The following is a 20499-nucleotide window of genomic DNA, read 5'->3' as shown; positions in this document are numbered from 1 at the left end:
CACTTATATGAAAAATAGTATCATCAAAAATGGGCTTTTAGGAGGAATAGTTGTAAGTATCGTCATGTTGGGAATGACTTTTTATATGAAAGCTAATCCAGAATGCGAACCAAGTATGGTCATAGGATTTGCAAGTATGTTTTTAGCTTTTATCTTTGTAATACTTGGGATAAAACAGCAACGTGAAGCTAATAATGGTGTAATTTCATTTGGAAAAGCATTTGTAACGGGATTATTAATTTCGTTAACGATTTCTACAATTTACGTAATTGTTTGGTTAATTGTTTACTATAATTTCTTTCCAGATTTTATAGATCAATATAGTGCTATGGTTTTGAAAAATACCAAACCTGAAGAAATTGCTTCAAAAACTGCCGAAATGAATCAGATGAAGGAATGGTACAAAAGTCCGGTAATGATTATTCTATTGACATACATGGAAATTCTTCCAATAGGAATTTTAGTTTCACTAATTGGAGCATTTATTTTGAAGAAAAAATAATTTTATTTGAGTAGCATACTGAAAAGTATGCTACTCTTTTACTACAAGAACTGTGGCTTTGAAACCTGTACCTAAATTCCATTGATTTTCTGAAATTAGTGTCGATTTCTCATCAAATATTTTAAATTCGGCAGTGTTAGGACCAGAATATCCTTGATTTAAAGCTTCAAAATCTATTTTATTAATACCTTTTTCTAGTTTTAAATCTAATTGTTTAAAATCGGCACCTAAATAAATTTCATAAATTACAATTTTATCGTTGACAGAAATTCTGATTAAATCGCCATCAACCAAACCAAAATCTCGATAAAAAATACCAACAACTTCAGCTTTGGTTTTAAAATCTCCCAAAAACATATCTCTTCGATATAATTTTGAATCACCATTTTCTTCTCCGCCTTTAATTTTAGCGTTTTTATTTAGCTTATCAGCAAGCATTTTTCCAGGATTCAAATCACTTATTGGCGCGTTAAATTTGTTCGGTTTTTCTATCTGCGGAGCATCGTAAATTTTAGAAGGTTTTTTAAATTTTGTGATTTCAAATGGTTTCGAGATAGAATATTGTGGTGTTGTATTTGAAGTGTTCGGAATAGTCATATCAACTCTAGGAATTCCAGTAGACGGAATAGAAGAACCTTCCTGAGCAAAACTATTTGCAGAGAAAATAATACCAAAAACGAATACATAAAATAACTTCATTACATTTATTTATCAAAAATTATTCCAATTATTAAAGCTCAAAACTATATTCTCTTTCTACCAAAGCTATTCTTGTCGTATAGGATTTGTACCAAGAATTGATGCCTTTTTTCTGAGCTTCTAAATGGGCCGTGTTTTGTTTCCATTTTTTTATCGATTCTAAATCTTTCCAGTAAGAAACTGTAATGCCAATTTCATTACTAGCCGATTCGACACCTAAAAAACCATCTTGCTTTTTAGCTAATGATTCCATTAGTTCAGCCATTTCGTTATAACCTTCTAGGTTTTCAGTTTTTACTGATGTAAAAATTACTGCGTAATATGGTGGTTTCATAATTTTAAAAATCAATATCAATGTAAAACCTACAATTTCTTTGCTTCTTCCCAGAAAATATCCATTTCGGCCAATGTCATTTCAGATAAATTTTTTCCTAATTCACCAGCTTTACTTTCTAAATACTGAAAACGTTTTATAAATTTTTTATTGGTTCTTTCTAAAGCATCTTCTGGATTAATGTTCAGAAAACGAGCATAATTTATCATAGAAAATAAAACATCGCCAAATTCTGACTCCATTTTGTCTTGATTTCCAGCTTCGACTTCAACCTGTAATTCTTGTAATTCCTCTTGTACTTTATCCCAAACCTGATGCAGTTCTTCCCAATCGAAACCAACTCCTTTTACTTTATCTTGAATTCTTGAAGCTTTAACTAATGCAGGCAAACTTTTGGGAACACCTTCCAGAACTGATTTTTTTCCTTCTTTTAGCTTTAGTTTTTCCCAATTTCGTTTTACTTCTTCTTCATCAGCAACTACAACATCTCCATAAATGTGTGGATGGCGGTGTATGAGTTTTTCGCAAATATCATTGGCAACATCACCCATATCAAAACTATTGGTTTCGCTTCCTATTTTGGCATAAAAAACAATATGCAACAACAAATCTCCCAACTCATTTTTAACTTCGTTTAGGTCATTGTCTAAAATAGCATCACCCAACTCATAGGTTTCTTCGATAGTTAAATGACGTAAAGTTTGTATGGTTTGCTTCTTGTCCCAAGGGCATTTTTCACGCAATTCGTCCATTACATCGAGTAATCGATTGAAAGCGTCGAGTTGTTGTTGGCGGTTATTCATATTTTTTAATTCAAAATTCGTTGTTCGAAATTCGTTGTTCAAAATTTAAAAAGGTTGAATTGTGAATAACGAATTTTAAATTTTGAACAACCAACAATATTACTGAAATAATCATTTTCTGTAAAAATAACAAATCCTGCAAATGAAACTCAAATGCAGGACTTATAATTATGTTAAAAATCAACTTATTTCTTTGTTGACTTCGTCGCTTTTTGTGCTGGAGCTTTTTTGGCAGCAGCCATTCCTGCATTTTTAGGAGCAACTGTTTTAGGTGTTTTTGCTGGTTTAGCTTCGGTAGAAACGACTACTTTTTCTGATTTTTCTTCAGTTGCAGCAGATTCTTCAGAAGAAACTAATCCTCTAGCTTGCAAAATATTGTACCAGTTTAATACTTTTTTAATATCTGAAGCATACACTCTTTCTTGATCGTAATCTGGAAGAACTTCTAAGAAATAAGCTGATAATTGTGCTTTATCATCTTTAAAAGCTGGTGTTGGTCCGTTATTTTCTTTTTTAGCAATGTTTCTCATTACATCAACCAACGGCTTTTCGTCGCTAGTAGTGTACATCGAAACTTCCGATAATAAACTTACGTTACTACGTAAACCTACTGTTATTCTTTTTCCGTCGATAAAAGATTCGGCAACAAAACCAGTTCTTGTTTGCACTTTTAGAGAGTATAATCCTGGTTTTCCAGAAATCGCTAATATTTTTTCTAAATTCATTTTTATTATTTAATCGTTGAATCGTTAATTTGTAAAAATCGAAATTAATAAATTATTTATTAAAACCTATCTTTTTTTTGTTACTAATTTCATTCTATAATCAGGATGTGCTTTGCCTTCCATGATATTTTGTAATTTCTTTTTGATGAGTTGCTTCTTGAATACCGAAATTTTATCGGTAAACAAAATCCCTTCAATATGATCGTATTCGTGCTGAATAACTCTAGCAATCAATCCGTTATATTCTTCGGTTTTCTTGTTAAAGTTCTCGTCGTAATATTCAATTGTGATATTTGGATTTCGGTAAACATCTTCACGAACATCAGGAATACTAAGGCAACCTTCGTTAAAACTCCATAATTCACCTTCTTCCTTAAGCATTTTTGCATTAATGAAAGTTTTTTTGAAACCTTTTAATGTTTCTGCTTCTTCTTTAGAAATATCGTCGCTATCGCTAAACGGATCTGTATCTACAATAAACAAACGAATGGGAAGCCCAACTTGTGGCGCAGCCAATCCCACACCGCAAGCATTGTACATCGTTTCGTACATCGTTGCAATGGTTTCTTCTAAATTAGTGTAATCTTTGGTAATCTCCTCGCATACTTTACGTAAAACGGGGTCACCGTAACCTACAATTGGTAAAATCATTCTTAATGTATTATATAAAGTGCAAAAGTAAATAATTTAAAATGATAGTCATAAAACTTAACAGAATAAAACACAAATTTCACGAATTTTCACAAATCATTATGATTTTTAAATGTTTTTTTGAACCATAAAAGGCATATAAGTTCATTTAAGCTAGATTTTTAATCTGTGTAAATTAGTGTAATTTGTGTTAAATGTATGGTGTAGAATTCTATTTTTTTAAACTAAACTTTCAATTTTAGAACTTCGTTTGTTTTTGCTCTAATTTGGTCACACAAAACAGGATTTTCGTTTAATGATTGTCCGTACGAAGGAATCATTTCTTTGAGTTTAGTTTGCCAAAGTGTTGTTTTTACTTCTTCTGGGAAACATTTCGTAATTAAATCTATCATGATTTGAGCCGCTGTTGATGCGCCCGGCGAAGCACCAAGTAAAACCGCTAACGAACCATCATGAGCTGTAACGACTTCGGTACCAAATTCGAGAACTCCATGACCGTCTTTGTCTTTTTTAATAACCTGAACACGTTGTCCTGCGTTTTCGAGAACCCAATCTTCTTTTTTAGCAGAAGGAACATATTCTTTTAGTGCTTTTAGTCTGTCGTCTGAAGATTGAATGACTTGTTCAATAAGGTATTTTGTGAGCGGAATATTTTTTGCTCCAGCACCAAGCATTGGTTTTATATTGCTAAATTCTATCGATTTTATCAAATCAAAATAAGAACCATTTTTTAAAAATTTTGTCGAAAATCCGGCATAAGGTCCAAATAACAACGCTTTTTTGCCATCAATCATGCGAGTATCAATATGAGGAACGGACATAGGTGGCGCGCCAACCGATGCTTTTCCGTACACTTTTGCACTGTGCTTTTTTATGACATCTGGATTGGTACATTTTAGCCATTGTCCGCTTACTGGGAAACCGCCAAAGCCTTCTCCTTCTGGAATATTAGCTTTTTCTAACAATAATAACGAGCCACCACCAGCACCAATAAATACAAATGGTGTGTATATTTTTTTCTTTTCGCCAGTTGTAATATCTTTTACTTTTATTCTCCAACGACCATCATCACGCTTTTTTAAATCATAAACATCATGATGAAAATGCATTGTAACGCCTTCTAATGATTCTAAATACTTGAATATATTTCTGGTTAATGTACCAAAATTGACATCAGTTCCCAACTTTATCGATGTGGCAGCAATTTTGTCTTTGCTGTTTCTGTTTTCCATAACAAGCGGCGCCCATTCTTTGATTTTTTCGATATTATCGGAGAATTCCATAGTTTTAAACAGATGAAATTGTTGCAGAGCTTCGAATCTTTTTCTTAGATAATCGACATTTTCGTCGCCCCAAACAAAACTCATGTGTGGCACACTTTTGATAAAGTTTTCTGGATTTTGAAGTAATCCTTTTTCGACAAGATATGTCCAAAGTTGACGAGAAACTTCAAATGCTTCCGATATTTTTACAGCCTTTTTAGTTTCTATAGTTCCGTCTTCGAGTTCTGGAGTGTAGTTTAGTTCGCAAAAAGCGGCGTGACCAGTTCCTGCGTTGTTCCAAGCGTCAGAACTTTCGGCAGCAGCAATATCTAAACGTTCAAATATTTCTATTTTTAGTTTTGGGTTTAACTCTTTGAGCAACAATCCTAGTGTAGCACTCATGATTCCTGCACCAATTAGAACAATATCGGATTCTATTTTTTGTCTGGCCATTAAAAATATAAATTACGAATTATGAATTACGAATTACTCGAATGTACTTTTTTATTGAAATTGATTTTTGACATTGACTTTTGCTATTGCCATTGATTTTTCTAAAACATTTTACGAGTTAAATAATCCTGAAGCATTATGGTTGCTGAAATCTCGTCGACTAATGCTTTGTTTTGACGTTGTTTCTTTTTGAGTCCGCTATCTATCATGGTTTGAAATGCCATTTTTGATGTAAAACGTTCATCGACTCTTTCTATTGCCATATCAGGAAAATTCTTTTTGAATTTGGTAACAAAACCTTCAATAATTTCGGTGCTTTGTGATGGTTCGCCGTTCATTTGTTTAGGTTCACCTATGAGTACTTTTTCTACTTTTTCTTTAGCAAAATAGTCTTTTAGAAATGCTATCGATGTTTCTGAAGCAATTGTAGTAAGTCCTGACGCGATGATTTGCATTTCGTCGGTAATGGCGATTCCTGTGCGTTTTTGTCCGTAATCGATGGCGAGAATTCTTGGCATTTTTTTTACAAAAATAGTTTATTTACAGATTTGTTTAAAATATTAATGAGTATTAAAATAAAAATTATTTTAATACTCATTACTTCATTCAATTCTTAATTATCTCTTTTTTGAGAAATTTAATCTTTATGAGATTTATGAATTCTCTCTTGATAAGCTTCCATTTCTTCTTCGAATTTTTCCATTTTAGATTCAAATTTTTCCATTTCTTTTTCAAAAGCAGTCATATCTGGCTCGTAGGCTTCCATTTCTTTTTCGTAAGCTTTCATATTATTTTCATATTCTTTTATCTCTTCAGTATTCCAAGCTTGTTCAAACTTTTCCATTTTTTCTTCAAATTTTCGCCATGCTTTTTTATCATTAGGATCATTTGGAGCCTTTACATTTGGTGGTGTAGGAAAAGTAGGCGGAGTAGGTGGTTTAGGCATATTTACCATTTTTGTTATTGGCGGAGTTGGTGGTGTTGGTGGAGTAGGCGGTTCAGGAATTGACAATTCTTGATTTAAATTGTCCAGTTCGGCTAATTCACCTAAACTAACTTTAGTATTGTCATTTGCGTCTATTTCTTTACGTAAGACAATTGGTTTAATTGGTGTGTCACCAGAATATAGTAAACTACCTGTTTTACCACTTTTATCTTTGAATGCAATTTTAATGGCTGTAATTTCACCTTGAGAATTTCTTTTAAGATCAGAATAATTAACTTCAACACCGATTTTTTTCATTGACTGAACATCGGTTTTAATTTCATCATCTGGAGTATCTTTCGTCCAAGTCATTTCTGAGACTTGTTTTGTGCCTGAAGATCTATCTTTATGATGTGTTATTTTTTCTTGTGCAATAACTTTTACCTGAAAGAAAATTACAAAGGCAATTAATGCTGGAATTACGAGAGCGTATTTCCAAACGTTTTTCTGTTTTGATTGATTTTTGTTTAACATAACAATTCGTTTTTTGATTAATGATTGATAAAATGAGTTGGTAATCGACAAGCAGTTGTGATCAGTAACTACTTTTAAAAGCGTCATTTGATACGCTTTTTTATCTTCAATATTTTTTATTGCTTTTTGGTCAGCAATATATTCTAGGTTTTGAATTATGGCTTTTTTGTACAACCAAACAAATGGATTGAACCAAAAAAGAGTACAAAATACTTTTGCGATTAAAACATCTAACGAATGTTTCTCTTTACTATGTACTTTTTCGTGATTTAATATATTTTCTAATTCTGAATTGGAGTATTTTGTTGAATTGAAAACAATGTACTTAAAGAACGAAAATGGATTTATATTTTCATCGATATCAACCATTGCAAATGGTTTGTTTACAGTTATTTTTTTGTTTTTTATTAAGCTGAAAAATGAAACTAATTCGGAAGTTATTTTTAATATCAAAATGATTGAAATCAAAATGTAAATAACTAGTAATATGTTGTACCAATCTATTGACTTATCAATTACAGTATTAATGTTGGTGTTTTTTATTGATGGTAAATTTGTTGCAATTAATTTTGGAGCTTCAATAATTACTATTTTTTTTATAAAAAATAACGGAATTAATACTGATGTGAATAAGCCCGATAACAAAAACCAACGGTTACTATTGAAAAATGTTTCTTTTTGAACCAAAAAATAATAGGCCAAATAAAAAATGTCAATTAGTAAGTTTGCTTTTAATAAGTAAATAAAAATGGCCTCCATAATATTACTTTTTTTGTTCGATAATAGCTAATATTTCACGTAATTCGTCGGCAGATATTTTGTTTTCTTCAGCAAAAAATGAAACCATATTCTTGTATGAACTGTCAAAATAGTTGTCTATTGCAGTATTCATAAAACGTTTTCTGTAGTCTTCAATACTTATAACAGGAAAATATTGATGTGTGTTTCCGTAAGCATTATAAGACACAAATCCTTTTTCTTCTAAGTTTCTTATAATGGTTGAAAGTGTGTTATAATGAGGCTTTTCTTCAGTAATTTCTGCTAATACTTCTTTTACAAAAGCTTTTTTTAGCTTCCATAAAATGTGCATTACTTCTTCTTCTTTATTAGTTAGTTTTTGCATGTTCGATATTTTACACACCAAACTTACAACTGTTTTTTTAGTTACACAACTATTTTTATAGTTATTTAACTATTTTTTAAGTTTATCACATGTGATTTACTTTCACTTTGAACCAATTTATAAACCCAAATTCCTAAAAGTGTGCCAATTAATCCTAAGGTTCCCATGAAAAACCAGTTGGCCTGATAGCTATATTTTTCAACTATTGAAAACCCGATTTTTGGACTTAATATTTGAGCGAAACTATAGGTCATCGTAAAAATCGCCATATATCTTCCTTGTTGGTGTTTGGGCGCTCGACTCATTGCAAATCCGTTCGAAAAAGGAAACGAAAACATCTCGGCAAATGTCATAAATAACATCATAATTAATAAAATTCCTGCCCATGTGTTTATGAGTAGTAAAAACAAGCTAATTGCCATTAGAAAACAACCAAATGTGATTACTTTTATTTTATCAATTTTCTTTCTTTCAATGTAATTTACCAAAGGCATTTCAATAAAAAACACTAAAACTCCGTTGAAAGTAAGTAATAATCCTGTTTGAAATTCAGTAAGACCAAACTGATGTTTATGATAAATTTGAATGGTATTGAAAAGTTGAAAAAACATAACTCCTACGATTAGTGTAGAAGTTAGAAATATCCAAAATATTTTATCTCTAAAAACCGATTGGGTTAGCACTTCTCCCGGATGTTCTTTGTCTAAATAAGTAGATTTTTTCTTTTCTTTTACCATAAGCCAAAATATTAATATGGCTAAAATACAGGTTAATCCGTCTATCCAAAATAAACTTTGATAGCCCAAACTAACAATAATTAATCCGCCAATTGCTGGTCCAGCAGCAAAACCAAGATTGATAGCAAGTCGTACTAAAGTTAGTGACTTTGTTCTGTTTTCTGGTTTAGAATAAGCTGCAATAGAAACAAACATTGCTGGCCTAAACATATCAGAAACCACCATAATTAGAAACATTCCCACACACAATCCTTCAAAACTTTTAATATATTGTAAACAAATGAGTAATATTCCGCTTGTAAAAAGACTAAAAAGCATTATTCGATAAAAACCCATTTTATCGGATAATTTTCCACCAAGCCAAGAACCAAGCATCGAACCTGCTCCGAAAAAGACCATAATTGTTCCAACTTTTGATAACGAAAAATGCAAATCTTCGTGTAAATATTTAGACAAAAATGGTAAAACCATTGTTCCAGCTCTATTAATAAAAGTAATTAACGTGAGTATCCAAATCTCTCTCGAAAATCCTCTGAAATTATCAATGTAGCGGCTAAAAATTTTTTGAAACATAAATTGGAAGTATAATTTTCAAAGTTACAAAATTGCAACTTTGTAGCTTTGCAACTTTTAAACTATTTTTGCATAAAATTCTTCCAATGAAAAAATATTTCTCAATTATTACTATTCTGTTTTTTGCAATTTCTTCTGCTCAAGAGAAAAAAGCAGAAACTTCTCAAGATTTTCAAAATAATTTGAATAAAGAATATGCTAATAAAACTGAAAGTCCACTTACGGAAGAAGATTTCAAGGTTTTTAAAACATTAGATTTTTATCCGATAAATGAAAAATTTACTATCGAAGCAAAGTTCGTAAGAACTCAAAACGAGAAAGTTTTCGAAATGAAAACATCGACAACAAGGCTTCCTAAATATATAAAATACGGAGAATTATCATTTATTATTGATGGTAAAAACTTTAAATTAAATGTTTATCAAAACATCGATTTATCTAAAAAAGAAGGATACGAAGATTATTTATTCTTACCATTTTCAGATTTAACTTGTGGCAAGGAAAGTTATCTTGGCGGAAGATATATCGATATGCGCTTTCCAAAATCGGAAACTGTAATTATCGATTTTAACAAAGCGTACAATCCGTATTGTGCCTACAATCACAAATATTCTTGTCCAATTGTTCCTCTAGAAAATGATTTGAAAATTGAGATTTTGGCAGGTGTAAAAAAGTTTCACGACTAATGCAATTCATCAATTTACATACACACAAATTTACTAATGACGCAAACGTGTTGGAAATTGTCAATCAATATCCACAAGAATTTGATGATAAAATTCCGTTTTATTCTATAGGAATTCATCCTTGGTATATTAATGAAAGTAGGGTAGAAGCCGATTTGCAAATTATTGAAGAAAAATTACAACTGCAAAATTGTTTGGCTCTTGGGGAATGTGGATTAGATAAAAGAATTGAAATTTCGATGGAAATTCAGACGCAAGTCTTCGAAAAGCAATTAAGATTAGCCATAAAATATAAAAAACCTGTAATTTTGCATTGCGTTTCGGCTTATCAGGAAATTATTGAAATAAAAAAACGATTGAAAGTTGATGTTCCAATGATTATTCACGGATTTTCTAAAAATTTGCCAATATCAAAATCACTTTTAGACAACGGATTTTATCTTTCGTTTGGGAAATATTTATTGCTAAATCCAGAATTAGAAGCCATTTTTAAATCAGTTCCTAACGATAAATTTTTCTTAGAAACAGATACAATCGAGGAAACTCTGGAAGAAGTGTACGAATTAGCAGCAAAATACAAAAACATTAAAGTTTCGGAATTACAGGAACTAGTTACAAATAATTTTGAAACGGTTTTTCAAATAAAAAAATAAATATATTATGGCAGAATGGACAGAAAGAGCAGAACTTTTATTTAAAAAAGAAGGTTTAAATAAATTACAAAATGCAAATGTTTTAGTTGTAGGATTAGGTGGTGTAGGTTCATTTGCAGCCGAATTTTTAGTTCGTGCTGGCGTAGGAAAAATGACCATTGTAGATGGTGATGTCGTCGATATTACCAATATAAACCGTCAGTTGCCAGCTTTACATTCTACAGTTGGGCAACCAAAAATAACTATTGTTGGTGATAGATTGATGGATATAAATCCTGAATTAAAACTAACCAGAGTTCAGGAATTTCTTTCTCCAGAAAGAGCTTTCGAAATTGTTACTGATGAGTTCGATTATGTTCTAGACTGTATAGATAGTGTTACGCCAAAACTAAATTTGATTATTGCAGCCAAGCGCAAACGTGTAAAAATAATTTCATCAATGGGCGCTGGTGGAAAAATGGAAGCTGCAAAAGTAAAAGTTTCTTGCATTACCCAAGCTACAAATTGTATGTTGGCAAAAACTATCAGAAAAAGATTAAAAGCGGTAAAAATCGATAAACTTAAAGTAGTTTCTTCGTCAGAAATACAAGATGAAACCAGCCTAAAAATGACTGATGGTTCTAATTACAAAAAATCATTTTACGGTACAAATAGTTATATGCCAGGACTTTTCGGGCTACATGCTGCAGAAACTGTAATTAGATATTTGTTGAAGTAAAAAAATACAATTTTAAACGGCTCTGTGATTGTCTTCGATATCACAGTGTCTATTTTTTTGTGGTTGTGAAGTCAGAGACATTCACAAAACAGTTCTAAAAAATTATACTCTTAGCAGATTTGCAGTTTTTATTAGAAATTTCTAACAGCTCTAACCATATGGTAAAAGCTTTTAAAACCAACTTCAAAGTCAAGCTGTAAGCCATTTTCAAAACTTTGAACCCATGCTTTATCTATATCTGTTGATGATTGAGTTGACGACCAGTAGTATGCAGAAAAATATATTGAACTCCCTATATGTACAGTAGTATTGTTTTTAAAATCTCCAAAGCCATTCAGATCTAGATTTTGGTACATTAGATTTAATTCATCTTTACTTGGTAGATACCAGTCGGAATAACCATTTAATATTAAAAAATCACAAACACTAGCGGCAGTATCAAGTTGTGAGCAATTAGTTACAACAGCTGAAGTATTTGCTTGTCCAAAGCCAATTGATGAGTTTTCTGAAGCTGAGATATCTAAAGTTTCACAGCCCCAATGCATTACTTCAGAGCCTTGATAGGATTGATTTATTTCAGAGGAAATCAATCCTGTACCATTTGATGTATTCAAATAAAAAATAATTCCACCTTGATAATGTAGACCATATAATGAATTTAATAAAGAGTTATTACTTAAATATATTTGATATGGAGTTTCTCCATTATCTAATCTTTGTTGAAGAGTTACTTCTGCGGGAGTATCATTAATGATTTTTTTATCATCGTTGTCAGTACAAGACAGGATAAAGCTTATAAAAAAAAACATTAAAATTTTTAGTTTATTCATCTAGGAGCTATTATTTAGGGTATTTAAAAATTGTTACAATTTAAGGATTCGAAGAATTCTTAATATTACTTTCAATAACAGTATTTACAGTATCTTTTTTTACAGGTTCCACTCTTATAGCAATTTTTATGGGTCTTACAGGAATATAAATTTCGGTAACCCATTTTGCTGCCGATTTTTCGGTTGAGTTATTTATAGGTATAATTTCGAAAATTTTATTACGATCACTTCGCTCTAATTTGTTTTTAGACATAAAGTCATATATTTGGGTTAAAGCCTCTTTTTTGTGAAGGTAATTTCCCGTAAGGGTTGCTTTTACTGCCTGAAAAGGATTGGTTTGTCCTGTGTGAATATCACTTCCCGCCGATGTGAAAACTTTATGCTTAGTCGGAATCGCAACAGAAACAACGATTTTATTTGCCAAACTATCTACCGAATGATAAACAATAAATGGTGCTCCATTGCTAGGCGTATTTGTAATTTTCAGCAACTCATTAAGTTTGGGAAGAATGTTTTTAATTTTTGCAGGCAATTCCTCTACTTTGCAACTCATAACTCGTTGTATATAAAAAACGGTGTCACGATTTACAAAACCATCAACTTTTACAGAAAAAGTATTAATTTCGGTAGTAAGAATAGTATTTAAGATTGTCAGTCCATTCTCGAATTTTTCAGCAAAATTATTGTGAGTCCCACGGTTTATAATACTTAAAAATTTATCTTTAAAACTCAATTTCCCGCAGGTGGTCCAAGTAACTATTGTTTTTTTAGATAAAGTATCTTTGAAAGTAAGCTTCAGTTCGGCAGGAACTTCATTTATAATAATGTTTTGCAAAATGGTTTCTCCATCAATTTTCTGAATAGATTTTACTTTTGTATTTTCTCTTTTCCAAGGATTTATAGTTTCCCAGTTTTTAGAATCTGATACATAATTAAAAACTATTTCTTTAGAAACATCTATTTGTTTGCTTTTCGTGACCGTATAATTCCCGTCTTTTGTGGCAACAAAAACAGAGATTGTAATGGAAATTAATAAAAGCAACAAGAAAATATATTTTGCAATTTTCATGTAGGAATGAATAAAATTTTTGTTAAAAATATAAAAAAATATTCAAAAAATGTCAGATTTTAACTATTCTTTCATTAATGATTTAATTATAAATAAAAAACTAATAAATAATATAAACCCAACCAATATCCACAAACTGCCTTTGTAATACTGTTTGTGAATTTTTAAATCTTTTCGGTAAGCGAAAATCATGATTATTATAAAGCTAATTGCAAAAATGGCTGCAAAAAGTAATTGTCCAGAACTAAACATAAATATTTTTTTGTAAAAATAATCAATTGTGATTTCATTTTAATAATTTGCAGCTTAAATTAATTAAGATAAAAAATGCAAAAACAAATAAAATCCGTTCATGAGTTTCATTCTGCTTTTGGGCTAGGAATAAACACAAATCCTACTGGAGATTTAGGCGAAAACAAAAACTTACTTCGTTATAATTTGATGAAAGAAGAAAACGAGGAATATCTCGAAGCAGTTGCTAATAATGACATTGTAGAAATTGCCGATGCACTTGGCGATATGCTTTATATCCTTTGTGGAACGATTATAGAGCACGGTTTACAGAGTAAAATGGAAGCTGTTTTCGACGAAATTCAGCGTAGTAATATGAGTAAATTGGGTCATGACGGGAAACCTATTTATCGTGAAGACGGAAAAGTACTAAAAGGACCAAATTATTTTAAACCAAATTTTGAAGAAATCCTTAAGTAGTAAGCAAAAAAAAGGCAGAAGTAAAACTTCCGCCTTTTTTGTATTTATATAAGAAATCTAAACTTTAACAGTCCAACCAAAAGTGTCTTCTGCTAGTTTGTGCTGAATATTAGTTAGTTTCTCTTTTAATTCTAAAGCGATTGAGTTTTCTGTTTTTGGTAATTCGTAGTAAACATCTTGGTAAGAAAATCCTACAATTGGGTTTACAACTGCGGCAGTTCCTGCTCCAAAAATTTCTTTTAGCGAACCATTTTTAGCAGCTTCTACAATTTCTGAAACTAAAACTGGCTGAACAGCTACGTTTATTCCTTCGCGTTTGGCTAAATCTATTAAACTTTTTCGAGTCACACCGTCCAGAATACGTTCGCTAGTTGGCGCAGTATATAAGGTGTCATTTATTCTAAAAAACACATTCATTGTTCCAGCTTCTTCAAGCGTGGTGTGTGTTGCATCGTCAGTCCAGATAATTTGCTGAAAACCTTGATCGTTAGCTAATTTTGTTGGATAAAATTGTGCCGAATAGTTTCCTGCCGCTTTTGCAGCACCAATTCCGCCATTTGCAGCGCGACTATAATGCTCGGCAATGATAACTTTTACTTCACCAGAATAATAAGATTTTGCTGGCGAAAGAATAATCATAAATCTATATTGTGTAGATGGTTGCGCAATAACACCAGTGCCAATCGCAATCATAAACGGACGTATATATAATGTATTTCCTAAACCTTTTTTAACCCATTCTTTTTCGATTTTTAAAATTTCTTTTAATCCATCAATAAAGATATGCTCGGGAACTTCTGGCATTGCCATTCTTGTCGCCGATTTGTTAAAACGATCTAGATTTTCGTCAGGTCTAAACAACCAAATATCATCATTATCGTCTTTATAGGCTTTCATTCCTTCAAAAATGGCTTGACCATAATGAAAAACTTTGGCAGAAGGATCTAACAAAAATGGTTCGTATGGTTTTATAGTTGGTCTTTCCCATTTTCCGTCTTTAAAATCGCACATAAGCATGTGATCTGTAAAAACATTACCAAAAGCTAGATTTTCAAAATCTACCTGATTAATCTTTGAAGAAGCTACTTTCACTACATCGATTTCGCTTTGAATATCTAAACCCATTACAGAAAATTATTTTTGGCTAATTTAGTAAAAAACAAAGTGTTTTGTAAAAGTTAAGGTAAATATTTAACCTCGAGACATCAATTTTTATTTTAAAACAATTCCCACAAATAATTGTTTGAGTTTTTAGTAATAAATTTAGTTTATTGTTAAACTAAATTTACTAAGTTGTGATTTTCTTGTTAGATTTGTACTTTAATAATTAATATTCAAAAAAATGAAAAAGATACAGATAATCCCTTTTTTAATGATACTTTTTTTAAGTTTCAATACTAACGCTCAAGTATCATCCAAAAAGAAATCTATTGATATAAAGGATTATGTTTTATTTGGTGAAAAATTTTCGTCTACAAAAGTGTATTCGAACAAGCAAATGCTAAAAAAATATGAATCTTTGAAAAAAGGAGATACAATTAAAGCTCAATTTAGGTCAGATATCAAAGAAGTTTGCAAGAAAAAAGGCTGTTGGATGTCTATGGATTTAGCCGATAGCAAAGAATCCTTCGTACGATTTAAAGATTACGGTTTTTTCGTTCCGTTGAATGCAGACAAACAAAATGCGATTGTTAACGGAATTGCTTATATTGATGTTGTTTCGGTTGATGAATTAAGACATTATGCAAAAGATGGTGGGAAATCTCAAGAAGAAATTAATGAAATTACAAAACCTAAAATTACCTATGCATTTCAAGCAACTGGAGTTTTAATCAAAAAATAATGAAAAAATATTTAATATTATTTTTAGCTTCGATAGTCTTATTTTCTTGTAATAAAAAACAAGAAAAGTGTGAAAAACCTTCGTCAGAAAAAAAGTTCGATATGTACGAAATGTCAGAAATGGCAGTGCTTATGGAGCAAATGTATGTAGATAACGAACGATTAAAACAGAGGATTATAAAAGGTGATACGATAGGAGAATTTCCGAGTCATTTCTTGAAAATTCACAGTTCGGTAATGACTGATAAGCAAGAAAACGACACTTTTTTTAAACAACACGCTTCAGAATTTATACAAGCTCAAGAAGAAATTTATAAAGACACTAAAAATGCAAAAGCACATTTTAATGCAAGTATCGATGCTTGTGTAAAATGTCACGAAGTAAAATGTGGCGGTCCGATTGTGAGAATTAAGAAATTGTATATTAAGTAGTTTTGAAAAGAGAAATCATAAAAACCCTTGACGGTTCTACAACCATTCACTTGCCCGATTGGGACGAATGTTACCATTCTAAAAATGGCGCCATACAAGAAGCGTATCATGTTTTTATTAAAAACGGACTTTCGTTAGTCGAAGAAAAAACGGTTTCTATTTTAGAGATTGGTTTCGGAACTGGTTTGAATGCTTTTATCACTTTATTAGAAGCTCAAAAGAATAATTTAAACATCGATTATACTGGTGTAGAAGCTTATCCTGTGGCAAAAGAAGAAGCGCTAGAAATGAATTATTTACAAGAATTAAAGGCAGAAGAATTCGAAATCGAATACAAAAAAATGCACGATTGCCCTTGGGAAGAAAAACACGTTTTTAATGCCCATTTTTCGTTAAGAAAGCGAAAACAATTTTTTCAGGATATTCAGGACAAAAACGCTTTCGATTTAATTTATTTTGATGCTTTTGGCTATAGAGTGCAACCAGAATTGTGGAGCACCGAAATTTTTAAGAATATGTTTGAATCCCTTAAAGATAACGGAATCTTAGTAACTTATGCTGCTCGCGGCGTCGTAAAGCGATCTATGCAAGAAGTTGGATTTACTGTTAAAAAAGTAGCGGGACCACCAGGAAAACGTGAAATGATGATAAGTTTTAAAAAAAATTAATACTTTATTGTGATTTTTTACATTTTATATTTGTAAATTCGAGTATCACAATACCACAATTTTAAATTATATACTATGTCAAAATTAATGGTTAATTATGCAAAATCAATTTTGGAAAGAGTTAGTTTTGATCCTATTTTGTTTTGTAAAGAATTAGAAAAAGCTGTAAAAACATTATTGCCTTTCGAACTTGAAGAACTAACAGTTTGGTTTTTCAACTTCACAAAAGAGAAACCCGAACTAAGGCAATGCGCAATTTATTTGAACGTATAATCATCTCAAGAGAAGCTATTTAGCTTCTCTTTTTTTGTTTTTTGTTTTTCAAATTGTAGTACTTTTATTTGATTAAAATCCCTGAAAATGCATTTCGTCGATTATTTTCTGCTTTTTATCGATGGTTTGAATTCTTTTTGTTACATTTATAATAGGTTATTAAACTATATTACTCATTTTAATCCTACCTATTATGTCTAGAATGATTTACGATTACACCAAAGATGTTTTAGAAAAAGTTAGTTTTGATGCTAAACTTTTTATGAGAGAACTAAAAAAAGCGGTTAAGAATTTGCTCCCTTATGAGATTGAGCACCTGAAAAAATGGTTGCAATATTTCACCAACGAAAAACCCGAACTAAGGCAATTTTTATACATTGTTAGCGAATAATCACCCCAAATACCATATAAACTAAAAGGAGCCGAGAGGCTCCTTTTTTGTTTTGTTGCGTGGATTGTGGTGTGGTGGTTGTCTAAATTTATCATGGAAGATTGTAAGTACAAACCTAGGAATGTTACAAACGGCTGTTAGCTATAGAATTTATAAATCATTTTTAATATAATTAATCAAATTTAAAATATCTTCGAAATGAATAAAATCAAAAATGACATTTTCCATACCATTTATGTTTACATCAAGAATAAATTCGTCATAATATGCTGGTCTTTTAGGTTCATTGTTTCTAAATGTGAATCTATTTCCATGACTAACTGCATTTCTTAGATGTCTTAGAAATTCAAATTCAGGAGTTTGTTTGTCATATCCATTATCTTTTATTGAATCATGAATTAATGAAATCATTGCCATCATTGGAATTTTCATAAATTCAACATTATTCATTTTTTCCTTAAAGAATTTCGAGTAAGTATCGTCTACATAATATTTTTTTTCATTTCGTATCTGTTTTTTTGTTCCAAACCTGACTGATGAACCAGATTCCATCCAAGTTTCCGAAGCTTTTCTTGTTTTAGGATCAAGTAAAAAACCTAATGATATACTTGTCATTACAAAGTTTGTTTCTAACTTTTCTATAAGTTCTTTTACTTCGTTTTTTGTCATAATTTTGTGCCTAACTTCTGAATAGGACTTATAATTTCTACATTCTGAAAAGCAATTGCTCCTCGTAAAACACCAGAAACAACGCCTCTTAGTGCATCAATAATATGAATTTTGAGTTCGTTTTTAGGAAAAATTAAACTTATCTCGCGAGCTGGTTTTGGTTCTACAAAATGTTTTAGTTTTACTTTGTCTTTTTCTTTCAAATCTAATGTATGCAAATAGGGAAGTAGTGTAATTCCCAATCCTTCATCAGCTAGTTTTATTAGGGTTTCGAAGCTTCCGCTTTCTATTTTAAATTTCGAATCGCTATTTATAGCTGTGTTTTTGCAAAGATTAAGAATTCCGTCTCTAAAACAATGTCCGTCTTGTAGCAATAAAATCTCATCAATATCTAAATCGCTTACTTCAATTTCTTTTTTAGAAGAAAGAGAATGATATTCGGGCACATAAACCATAAATGGCTCGTAGTACAAAACGATTTCTTTTATTTTTTCTTCATTTAGCGGAGTCGCTGCAATCGCTGCATCAAGCTGACCATTGTTGAGTTTTTTTATAATTTCGGAAGTATTCAGCTCTTCGATTATTAGTTTTACTTTTGGATATTTTTTGATAAAATTATTCAGAAACATAGGCAAAAGTGTTGGCATTATAGTAGGAATTATTCCAACACGAAATTCACCGCCAATAAATCCTTTTTGAATGTCAACAATATCTTGCATTCTATCGGCTTCATTGACAATATTTTTGGCTTGAGCTACAATTTTTTGACCAACATCAGTAAGTTGAATGGGTTTTTTGCTTCTGTCAAAAATTAAAATAGACAATTCTTCTTCTACTTTTTGTATTTGCATACTTAATGTAGGTTGTGTTACGAAACATTTTTCGGCAGCAAGTGTAAAATTTTTGTGTTCGGCTACAGCCAAAACATATTGCAATTGGGTGATTGTCATTAGATAGTTATTTGTGATACAAATATAAATAACTATAATTTAAAATGATAGTAAATTTTATTCTTTTTCTAGATTTTCGTTAAATGCAGATGGTAATAATTGTGGGATAAATTTAATTAGAATTGGTAATAATAAACTTCCTCCCGGAACTAAAAAAATGGTTAGTGATGGGATTGTTTTGCAAATATCTAACAATTGGTTTCTAACTTTTTTCTTTTCTTCTGGGCTTAAATCTCTTTTTGTAGATTGCGAAAGAAGCTTCATAAGTTCTTTGCTTTGAGATATTTCTAAAATGAGTCTGTTTTTATTTCTAGAAATTAAGGTGTGAACATTTTGAGTCGTTTGATCATAAAAATGTTTTACAGGATTCGAAAAACTAAAATATGGTATTTTGTCTTTATTTGTTGATAGAAATAAATTCATATCGAAAATACTTTTTTCTACAAATGAATTTGAAATAACTAGTTTTTTTGCTAATTGAAAAAGGAAATTTCGTTCAGAATTTTCTATTTTGGCATCATTCCACATGGCCATTCCCGCCATATCAATGAGGTAATATTTCTCGTAATCATCAGTAAAATAGGATAAATCTAAACTTTCTAGAGAAACAATTTCTAATTTGTTAAACTTGGTATATCTAACGGAAGATTCAAAAAGTTTGTGAAGTAAATCGTCGTATTTTGTTTTTACTTCTTTGGTTTTTAAAGCCAATGAAACAATATTTACGATAATTTCCTCTGATTTTTTTAAATATTTTTCAGGAATATTACCTTCATTTAAATATTTTCGGAAAGCTAAAACATCAATAAATATAAGTGCATTGGTCAGGATATTAGAAAAATTTTTGCTAATAATATTCTCATTGGTTTGAATTCTGGAGTTTATTATTTTTTCGAGTTTACTAGAATTAGAATCTTGAGGTAATAATTTACTTAATAAATTAGATTCTTTTGGGTGTAAATTTTTATAAAAAGTAACACATTCATATATAAATTCTGAATGATTACGATTGTTTTTTACTAATTGATAAATTCCGAATAGTGTATTTAATAAGGCAATTTTAGAAAGTTCTTCGTTTGTTAAACCTTTTGTTTCAATGTTTTTATTTGTAACAAAATGTGTTGTATAACCAACTAGAAAACCTGTTTCTCTTGTGTTTTCGTAAAATTTTTCGTAATTATTTATTACAGTTTGATTCTGATTGTTTTGTTCTGTAAAAAATTTTTCAACCCAACTTGGTGCCGAAGGATTTATCATAATTTCATTTAAAAATACAAATCTATGAC

The 20499-nt window shown here is 30.7% G+C and carries 26 protein-coding genes; 10 read left to right on the top strand and 16 right to left on the bottom strand.

Annotated features, from left to right (window positions below):
* The first annotated feature begins 7 nt into the window (after nucleotides 1-7).
* Nucleotides 8-502 carry a DUF4199 domain-containing protein gene (locus tag BM053_RS00305; protein ID WP_091472627.1) on the top strand — a complete coding sequence of 165 codons (495 nt, stop codon included), beginning with the start codon at nucleotides 8-10 and terminating at the stop codon, nucleotides 500-502.
* 30 nt (nucleotides 503-532) lie between these two features.
* Here the strand turns inward: BM053_RS00305 and BM053_RS00300 are convergent, their stop codons facing one another.
* The 10 genes from BM053_RS00300 to BM053_RS00255 all read right to left on the bottom strand — a co-directional run bounded on the left by BM053_RS00300 (nucleotide 533) and on the right by BM053_RS00255 (nucleotide 9321).
* Nucleotides 533-1201 (bottom strand): hypothetical protein, encoded by a 669-nt coding sequence (locus BM053_RS00300; protein WP_091472626.1) that lies wholly within the window; start codon nucleotides 1199-1201, stop codon nucleotides 533-535.
* A gap of 31 nt (nucleotides 1202-1232) precedes the next feature.
* The gene (locus BM053_RS00295) at nucleotides 1233-1535 is read right to left on the bottom strand and encodes an antibiotic biosynthesis monooxygenase family protein (RefSeq protein WP_091472622.1); all 303 of its coding nucleotides are present in this window, start codon (nucleotides 1533-1535) and stop codon (nucleotides 1233-1235) included.
* Between the two features lie 29 nt (nucleotides 1536-1564).
* Nucleotides 1565-2338 carry a nucleoside triphosphate pyrophosphohydrolase gene (gene mazG / locus BM053_RS00290; RefSeq protein WP_091472618.1) on the bottom strand — a complete coding sequence of 258 codons (774 nt, stop codon included), beginning with the start codon at nucleotides 2336-2338 and terminating at the stop codon, nucleotides 1565-1567.
* Nucleotides 2339-2523: 185 nt separating this feature from the next.
* On the bottom strand, nucleotides 2524-3063 hold the full coding sequence (locus BM053_RS00285) for a DUF5606 family protein (protein ID WP_091472615.1): 540 nt from the start codon (nucleotides 3061-3063) through the stop codon (nucleotides 2524-2526).
* Between the two features lie 66 nt (nucleotides 3064-3129).
* A complete protein-coding gene (gene def, locus BM053_RS00280) occupies nucleotides 3130-3714 on the bottom strand; it encodes a peptide deformylase (protein ID WP_091472612.1) in 585 nt (194 codons plus the stop codon).
* Between the two features lie 224 nt (nucleotides 3715-3938).
* Nucleotides 3939-5429, bottom strand: coding sequence for a malate:quinone oxidoreductase (locus BM053_RS00275; protein ID WP_091472609.1), 1491 nt, complete (start codon nucleotides 5427-5429; stop codon nucleotides 3939-3941).
* 101 nt (nucleotides 5430-5530) lie between these two features.
* The gene (gene ruvX, locus BM053_RS00270) at nucleotides 5531-5947 is read right to left on the bottom strand and encodes a Holliday junction resolvase RuvX (RefSeq protein WP_091472606.1); all 417 of its coding nucleotides are present in this window, start codon (nucleotides 5945-5947) and stop codon (nucleotides 5531-5533) included.
* 119 nt (nucleotides 5948-6066) lie between these two features.
* Nucleotides 6067-7647: a M56 family metallopeptidase gene (locus BM053_RS00265; protein WP_091472604.1), complete on the bottom strand. Its 1581-nt coding sequence runs from the start codon at nucleotides 7645-7647 to the stop codon at nucleotides 6067-6069.
* 4 nt (nucleotides 7648-7651) lie between these two features.
* Entirely contained in the window at nucleotides 7652-8011 is a 360-nt protein-coding gene (locus tag BM053_RS00260) for a BlaI/MecI/CopY family transcriptional regulator (RefSeq protein ID WP_091472602.1), read from the bottom strand.
* Nucleotides 8012-8076: 65 nt separating this feature from the next.
* Complete coding sequence (locus BM053_RS00255; RefSeq protein WP_091472599.1) at nucleotides 8077-9321, bottom strand: MDR family MFS transporter; 1245 nt, start codon at nucleotides 9319-9321, stop codon at nucleotides 8077-8079.
* An 86-nt stretch (nucleotides 9322-9407) separates the two neighbouring features.
* On the opposite strand from BM053_RS00255, the gene BM053_RS00250 reads away from it, so the two are divergent.
* The 3 genes from BM053_RS00250 to BM053_RS00240 are packed head-to-tail and all read left to right on the top strand — an operon-like array spanning nucleotide 9408 to nucleotide 11378.
* Nucleotides 9408-10007: a DUF1684 domain-containing protein gene (locus BM053_RS00250; protein WP_091472597.1), complete on the top strand. Its 600-nt coding sequence runs from the start codon at nucleotides 9408-9410 to the stop codon at nucleotides 10005-10007.
* Nucleotides 10007-10660, top strand: coding sequence for a TatD family hydrolase (locus BM053_RS00245; RefSeq protein ID WP_091472595.1), 654 nt, complete (start codon nucleotides 10007-10009; stop codon nucleotides 10658-10660). Before BM053_RS00250 ends, BM053_RS00245 begins: the two co-directional genes overlap by 1 nt.
* A gap of 7 nt (nucleotides 10661-10667) precedes the next feature.
* A complete protein-coding gene (locus tag BM053_RS00240) occupies nucleotides 10668-11378 on the top strand; it encodes a tRNA threonylcarbamoyladenosine dehydratase (RefSeq protein WP_091472593.1) in 711 nt (236 codons plus the stop codon).
* 131 nt (nucleotides 11379-11509) lie between these two features.
* On the opposite strand, the gene BM053_RS00235 is transcribed toward BM053_RS00240, so the two are convergent.
* Both BM053_RS00235 and BM053_RS00230 read right to left on the bottom strand, forming a co-directional pair.
* Nucleotides 11510-12208, bottom strand: a complete 699-nt coding sequence (locus tag BM053_RS00235; protein WP_091472590.1) for an Lcl C-terminal domain-containing protein — start codon at nucleotides 12206-12208, stop codon at nucleotides 11510-11512.
* Between the two features lie 40 nt (nucleotides 12209-12248).
* The gene (locus BM053_RS00230) at nucleotides 12249-13277 is read right to left on the bottom strand and encodes a GyrI-like domain-containing protein (RefSeq protein ID WP_091472587.1); all 1029 of its coding nucleotides are present in this window, start codon (nucleotides 13275-13277) and stop codon (nucleotides 12249-12251) included.
* A gap of 327 nt (nucleotides 13278-13604) precedes the next feature.
* Here BM053_RS00230 and BM053_RS00220 point away from each other — a divergent pair, with 327 nt between their 5' ends.
* The gene (locus BM053_RS00220) at nucleotides 13605-13988 is read left to right on the top strand and encodes a pyrophosphohydrolase domain-containing protein (protein WP_091472581.1); all 384 of its coding nucleotides are present in this window, start codon (nucleotides 13605-13607) and stop codon (nucleotides 13986-13988) included.
* A gap of 57 nt (nucleotides 13989-14045) precedes the next feature.
* On the opposite strand, the gene BM053_RS00215 is transcribed toward BM053_RS00220, so the two are convergent.
* Nucleotides 14046-15113 carry a branched-chain amino acid aminotransferase gene (locus BM053_RS00215; protein WP_091472578.1) on the bottom strand — a complete coding sequence of 356 codons (1068 nt, stop codon included), beginning with the start codon at nucleotides 15111-15113 and terminating at the stop codon, nucleotides 14046-14048.
* Between the two features lie 217 nt (nucleotides 15114-15330).
* Here BM053_RS00215 and BM053_RS00210 point away from each other — a divergent pair, with 217 nt between their 5' ends.
* From BM053_RS00210 to BM053_RS00190, 5 genes are all read left to right on the top strand, one after another.
* Nucleotides 15331-15831, top strand: coding sequence for a DUF4920 domain-containing protein (locus BM053_RS00210; RefSeq protein WP_091472575.1), 501 nt, complete (start codon nucleotides 15331-15333; stop codon nucleotides 15829-15831).
* Nucleotides 15831-16262: a hypothetical protein gene (locus BM053_RS00205; RefSeq protein WP_091472572.1), complete on the top strand. Its 432-nt coding sequence runs from the start codon at nucleotides 15831-15833 to the stop codon at nucleotides 16260-16262. The genes BM053_RS00210 and BM053_RS00205 overlap by 1 nt, the downstream gene beginning before the upstream one ends.
* A 2-nt stretch (nucleotides 16263-16264) precedes the next feature.
* The gene (mnmD, locus tag BM053_RS00200) at nucleotides 16265-16930 is read left to right on the top strand and encodes a tRNA (5-methylaminomethyl-2-thiouridine)(34)-methyltransferase MnmC2 (RefSeq protein ID WP_091472569.1); all 666 of its coding nucleotides are present in this window, start codon (nucleotides 16265-16267) and stop codon (nucleotides 16928-16930) included.
* A 75-nt stretch (nucleotides 16931-17005) separates the two neighbouring features.
* Nucleotides 17006-17203, top strand: coding sequence for a hypothetical protein (locus tag BM053_RS00195; protein WP_091472565.1), 198 nt, complete (start codon nucleotides 17006-17008; stop codon nucleotides 17201-17203).
* A 193-nt stretch (nucleotides 17204-17396) separates the two neighbouring features.
* Nucleotides 17397-17594: a hypothetical protein gene (locus BM053_RS00190; protein ID WP_091472563.1), complete on the top strand. Its 198-nt coding sequence runs from the start codon at nucleotides 17397-17399 to the stop codon at nucleotides 17592-17594.
* A gap of 150 nt (nucleotides 17595-17744) precedes the next feature.
* On the opposite strand, the gene BM053_RS00185 is transcribed toward BM053_RS00190, so the two are convergent.
* Genes BM053_RS00185 through BM053_RS00175 form a run of 3 tightly spaced genes read right to left on the bottom strand, consistent with a single transcriptional unit; the run spans nucleotide 17745 to nucleotide 20470 of the window.
* Complete coding sequence (locus tag BM053_RS00185) at nucleotides 17745-18209, bottom strand: hypothetical protein (RefSeq protein ID WP_143076446.1); 465 nt, start codon at nucleotides 18207-18209, stop codon at nucleotides 17745-17747.
* A 50-nt stretch (nucleotides 18210-18259) separates the two neighbouring features.
* On the bottom strand, nucleotides 18260-19213 hold the full coding sequence (locus tag BM053_RS00180) for a LysR substrate-binding domain-containing protein (protein ID WP_091472557.1): 954 nt from the start codon (nucleotides 19211-19213) through the stop codon (nucleotides 18260-18262).
* A gap of 57 nt (nucleotides 19214-19270) precedes the next feature.
* On the bottom strand, nucleotides 19271-20470 hold the full coding sequence (locus BM053_RS00175) for an LETM1-related biofilm-associated protein (RefSeq protein ID WP_091472554.1): 1200 nt from the start codon (nucleotides 20468-20470) through the stop codon (nucleotides 19271-19273).
* Between the last annotated feature and the right edge of the window lie 29 nt (nucleotides 20471-20499).

Source organism: Flavobacterium swingsii (assembly GCF_900111965.1).
GTDB classification, from domain to species: Bacteria; Bacteroidota; Bacteroidia; order Flavobacteriales; family Flavobacteriaceae; genus Flavobacterium; species Flavobacterium swingsii.
This window is presented reverse-complemented; position numbering and strand designations above follow the sequence as displayed.

Excerpts from the sequence above, each read along its gene's own strand:
- BM053_RS00305 (WP_091472627.1), top strand. The coding sequence starts at position 8 with ATGAAAAATAGTATCATCAAAAATGGGCTTTTAGGAGGAATAGTTGTA.
- BM053_RS00300 (WP_091472626.1), bottom strand. The coding sequence starts at position 1,201 with ATGAAGTTATTTTATGTATTCGTTTTTGGTATTATTTTCTCTGCAAAT.
- BM053_RS00295 (WP_091472622.1), bottom strand. The coding sequence starts at position 1,535 with ATGAAACCACCATATTACGCAGTAATTTTTACATCAGTAAAAACTGAA.
- mazG (WP_091472618.1), bottom strand. The coding sequence starts at position 2,338 with ATGAATAACCGCCAACAACAACTCGACGCTTTCAATCGATTACTCGAT.
- BM053_RS00285 (WP_091472615.1), bottom strand. The coding sequence starts at position 3,063 with ATGAATTTAGAAAAAATATTAGCGATTTCTGGAAAACCAGGATTATAC.
- def (WP_091472612.1), bottom strand. The coding sequence starts at position 3,714 with ATGATTTTACCAATTGTAGGTTACGGTGACCCCGTTTTACGTAAAGTA.
- BM053_RS00275 (WP_091472609.1), bottom strand. The coding sequence starts at position 5,429 with ATGGCCAGACAAAAAATAGAATCCGATATTGTTCTAATTGGTGCAGGA.
- ruvX (WP_091472606.1), bottom strand. The coding sequence starts at position 5,947 with ATGCCAAGAATTCTCGCCATCGATTACGGACAAAAACGCACAGGAATC.
- BM053_RS00265 (WP_091472604.1), bottom strand. The coding sequence starts at position 7,647 with ATGGAGGCCATTTTTATTTACTTATTAAAAGCAAACTTACTAATTGAC.
- BM053_RS00260 (WP_091472602.1), bottom strand. The coding sequence starts at position 8,011 with ATGCAAAAACTAACTAATAAAGAAGAAGAAGTAATGCACATTTTATGG.
- BM053_RS00255 (WP_091472599.1), bottom strand. The coding sequence starts at position 9,321 with ATGTTTCAAAAAATTTTTAGCCGCTACATTGATAATTTCAGAGGATTT.
- BM053_RS00250 (WP_091472597.1), top strand. The coding sequence starts at position 9,408 with ATGAAAAAATATTTCTCAATTATTACTATTCTGTTTTTTGCAATTTCT.
- BM053_RS00245 (WP_091472595.1), top strand. The coding sequence starts at position 10,007 with ATGCAATTCATCAATTTACATACACACAAATTTACTAATGACGCAAAC.
- BM053_RS00240 (WP_091472593.1), top strand. The coding sequence starts at position 10,668 with ATGGCAGAATGGACAGAAAGAGCAGAACTTTTATTTAAAAAAGAAGGT.
- BM053_RS00235 (WP_091472590.1), bottom strand. The coding sequence starts at position 12,208 with ATGAATAAACTAAAAATTTTAATGTTTTTTTTTATAAGCTTTATCCTG.
- BM053_RS00230 (WP_091472587.1), bottom strand. The coding sequence starts at position 13,277 with ATGAAAATTGCAAAATATATTTTCTTGTTGCTTTTATTAATTTCCATT.
- BM053_RS00220 (WP_091472581.1), top strand. The coding sequence starts at position 13,605 with ATGCAAAAACAAATAAAATCCGTTCATGAGTTTCATTCTGCTTTTGGG.
- BM053_RS00215 (WP_091472578.1), bottom strand. The coding sequence starts at position 15,113 with ATGGGTTTAGATATTCAAAGCGAAATCGATGTAGTGAAAGTAGCTTCT.
- BM053_RS00210 (WP_091472575.1), top strand. The coding sequence starts at position 15,331 with ATGAAAAAGATACAGATAATCCCTTTTTTAATGATACTTTTTTTAAGT.
- BM053_RS00205 (WP_091472572.1), top strand. The coding sequence starts at position 15,831 with ATGAAAAAATATTTAATATTATTTTTAGCTTCGATAGTCTTATTTTCT.
- BM053_RS00195 (WP_091472565.1), top strand. The coding sequence starts at position 17,006 with ATGTCAAAATTAATGGTTAATTATGCAAAATCAATTTTGGAAAGAGTT.
- BM053_RS00190 (WP_091472563.1), top strand. The coding sequence starts at position 17,397 with ATGTCTAGAATGATTTACGATTACACCAAAGATGTTTTAGAAAAAGTT.
- BM053_RS00185 (WP_143076446.1), bottom strand. The coding sequence starts at position 18,209 with ATGACAAGTATATCATTAGGTTTTTTACTTGATCCTAAAACAAGAAAA.
- BM053_RS00180 (WP_091472557.1), bottom strand. The coding sequence starts at position 19,213 with ATGACAATCACCCAATTGCAATATGTTTTGGCTGTAGCCGAACACAAA.
- BM053_RS00175 (WP_091472554.1), bottom strand. The coding sequence starts at position 20,470 with ATGATAAATCCTTCGGCACCAAGTTGGGTTGAAAAATTTTTTACAGAA.